The sequence below is a fragment of the Bacteroidales bacterium genome (genome assembly GCA_018334875.1).
Taxonomy (GTDB): Bacteria; Bacteroidota; Bacteroidia; order Bacteroidales; family UBA12077; genus JAGXLC01.
On record JAGXLC010000413.1, the window covers coordinates 1 to 3,628 of the forward strand.

The window sequence follows — 3,628 nt, forward strand, 5'->3', positions numbered from 1 at the left end:
AAATGGTTCCGGACGACAATACGGAAAAAGTGACCTGGAGAATGATGACGCAGGCACAGGTTCAGACTACCGAGACTGGTGCAATACTGATGCAGGATGGGGAAGAACTGAAACTGGAAATTCTTGAGCCTTCCAATCTGGCTGTTTCTGTAGTTGCTATGGATCCTCCACCGCTCGAGTATGACAAAAGAATCGAGGGGCTGAAGCGGGTGGAAATTCAAATTCCAGGTTATCTGCTGGAGAAAGACAAGACCAATGTATTGTCGGTGGAGCTAAAGTTAAATCCTTGAGAGGGCGAAAAATTATGATTCAATTTATCGTTTAAAAACCAGTACAGACTTCTTAAAAGTTATCAAATTTTCAGAGATAAAATTACACATTATTCAAATTGGTCCAACATCAAATCTCAGGATTTTATCGTTATGTAATTTAACATTCATATGATTTAAACGGCGGCAAAGTTGTTCCTGTGCATGGCGAAACTGGGGACGCTCAAGAGGCTCCAGCTTTACGATCAATGAATCTTCCGTTAATTTTATTTTTCCACGACTCCTTGTTATTGCGTCCAAAACAGGCAGTAAATCCCGCTCATTTGGCAAATACTGTTGAAAAAGCCTGGTCAATTTTTTTCGGCTATTCCAAAAAACCGTTTCTGCCAAGTCCCATAAATTCTTCCCCTCGGTTTCAATCATCTTGAACTTTTTATTGTCGCCCGATTCGCTTATATCAATATATTGAGGAATGTTCTTGATTTGCTCCTCCAGGCTGGCAAGTTCATTTTGTCTTTCTTCTTTTTCCTGAATCAGCCGATCACGGGATGCATTTTTCCGTAAACTCCCGTCTTTATTATAGGTTAGGGGTTTCTGTCCTATTTTTTGAGATATTGTTTTTACTGCTTTTTTTACCCCGGCAATTTTTTTCTTCATTTCACCATACCGGGGATTATAGATTTTCTGGTTGGCGCTCTCTCTTGTTACATCCAGCAGAGGATTGTATTGCATATTGGTGCGATTGCCTAAATGCTTAAAGCCGTTTTCGCTTTTTCCCCAACGATTTAGCATAGCCCAGGCCACGGTTTTCGTGTCCTCATACGGATCATTGGTTACTGCAACCGGCCGGGCATTGGTTTTGGTATTCCATATAATTATCCGGCGCAATTCAATTTGACGGCCTTCATTATCTCTATACTTGCCTTTTGTCTCGTATATCTGATAATCCGTCTCATTTACCCGTAGATAGATATTGAAATATTTATCCTTAATTGATTTAATCTTTTGTTTATTAGTATTTCTCTCCCAGGTTACAAAACGACAATCTTTAAGATATTGAAATTTCTTTACTCCCCACAATTCCCTGTCAACAACGAATAAAGGTGGTATGTTGTTCATAAATTGCGCGTATTCGGCGCTTTTTCTGCGAATTACCTCAACCATATCGCCTTTACCTTCGTGAATCTCAAAATATACTATACTCCCGCTTTGATCGTGTATAAATATCTCATTTTGCCCGGGTTGCATCTCCCTACTTTGGGTACGATAATTCTTATGTACTTTTTCCTTCCCGGTATATGCTATAAAATGCCCGTCTATGAATAATTGCCACAATGACACTAAACCCTTTGATATCTGAGTCTTGAAGAAATGATTGATGGCCAGGTAACTTCGTTTTAACAGGACTGCATTGTGTATCATACGCCAAAGTACAGGATGGCTTGGCAAACATTTTAATCCTATTAACAAACCAAATTCTCTCTTGTATACTGTCTTAAGCTGTTCTATGGTCTTAATTCCAGTTACGTGCATCATCAAAAACAAATACAACACCCTATTATATTGTCCATATAGCCATGTAAACAACCCCTTTAAACTGTAGCTGTTCTGAAATATAGCCCAATATATAAAAGCTCCTGCATAACGGTTTTCCCTCCAGTCCTGTTCATGGGAGAACAGCTCGCTTTGGCTGTCTTTTTCTTCCTCTTCGGAAGGAAAATCCACGTCCAATTGTAGGCGCTCTATTTCAGATTGCTTTTCCCGCTCTTTTTCCCTGTCCCGGCCGTATCTGTTGAATTTATTACCTTCGGGGCGGGCCATTTTTTCCCGGGGCTTCCTGCCTCCGCCTTTTTTACTGCTATTGACCAAAGCTGCAGCGCCTTCTTTTTCGTAGGTATCAATCCACACATCCAAGGTCTTTCTGCTAACATCTAAAATATCGGCAAGGCGTCTTTTTATTGCCCCATATTTCAAAACAAGATCAACGGCAAAAATCCTTTTATCAAGTTTTGATTTGAAGTCTACTTGTTTTTCCGGCACGCCATAGCGGTAAAGGGTATAAGAATTTTCACCGGTTTTCTTTAGGCCAAACCCTTTTCCAATTGATTTTATTTCCATATCTTTGTCGTTCAGGTTTATAAGGGTATGCATAATTGTTTGTTTTTTTACTTATATTCAAGTAGTTGTATACTACTAATTTGTTAATATTTTAGTAGATATACAAAAATTTCAATTATGTATACCCTTTTTTTGTTAACAAATTGTTAACAATGGAATTAGCAAAACCAATTGTGTAGTTTTAATTTTTAATAAAGCTTTTCGATTGTGTAGTTTTGTTTCCCGCTCGACATCTAGAAGCCTCTTTATTTGGTTGTTGTGGTTTTAGAAGTTTTTCTGATGTGAAGTGATTTTAAGAAGTCTGTCCTCTGAACATAATGAAAAATTTTTGGTGCGTTGCAAAAAAGAGTTAATAATAAAGCTCAATGATATACATTCTATATATTTATAGACTCTAAAGCACAGCATTCCATATTGACCTGTGATTGAAAACGAAACTGTAAAATCAGAAGATAAGCTCATTTCCACGGTTGACCATTGTACTTAACCTCTAATCTTTCTGATGTCCTTGCCTCTTGCCCCGATAAGGGGCAAATAGCGATAGAAATGATAAACCTCGCAAGGGAGGGCGCCTCATAGAGTGCGCGATAGAATTATTAAACTGAATATCCATGCGTCTCATAATTGCCATGCATTTAAGGGTTGCATAAAACAATCGGTGATAAAACGCACATAAGCATTCATCTCTAGAAAATTAAAAGTCTACAGACATGGCCACAGGAGCAGAAGCGGAACATTTTATCGCGCACTCTAACGAGGCGCTGGTGAATCGACGTGGGGAATTGTTGCTATCGCTATTTGCCCTCTATGAGGGCGGTACCTCAGGATCAGTTTCCAGGTTATGGTATTTAATCCCTAAATCCCGCATGGTCGGCGGGCAGGCTCACCTGCCAGGCGGACAACCCCGCCTGACCCAGCGGGCAGGCCCGCCTGCAAGCATTCGGCGGGCAGGCATCCAATCCCGCCTTCAGAAAACAAGCACTTAATTACTATTTTATAACTTCATTTGTGCACTTGTCCCGTCTGAAAGCGGGATTCGTGGCAATTTTTCCATTCGTGCATTCGTGGCCATTTCAATCTACATTCGTATTCATTCACCTTCATTTTCAATACATTCATCAATAAAATCCACCCGTTAGTCAAAAAGCATGACAACTTAGACCGGCTCTATTAAAAGCCTCCTTGTTCCTATGTTATTCCCTCGGTTTCCTTTGTGGTTTATATTATCTGCCTGTACCGCA

The 3,628-nt window shown here is 39.8% G+C and carries 2 protein-coding genes; one reads left to right on the plus strand and one right to left on the minus strand.

Features of this window, described 5'->3' with window-relative positions:
• A partial coding sequence (locus KGY70_19000) for a hypothetical protein (protein ID MBS3777290.1) occupies positions 1-290 on the plus strand: 290 nt, incomplete at its 5' end.
• A 93-nt stretch (positions 291-383) separates the two neighbouring features.
• On the opposite strand, the gene KGY70_19005 is transcribed toward KGY70_19000, so the two are convergent.
• Positions 384-2,420, minus strand: coding sequence for a helix-turn-helix domain-containing protein (locus tag KGY70_19005; protein MBS3777291.1), 2,037 nt, complete (start codon positions 2,418-2,420; stop codon positions 384-386).
• Positions 2,421-3,628: the final 1,208 nt, after the last annotated feature.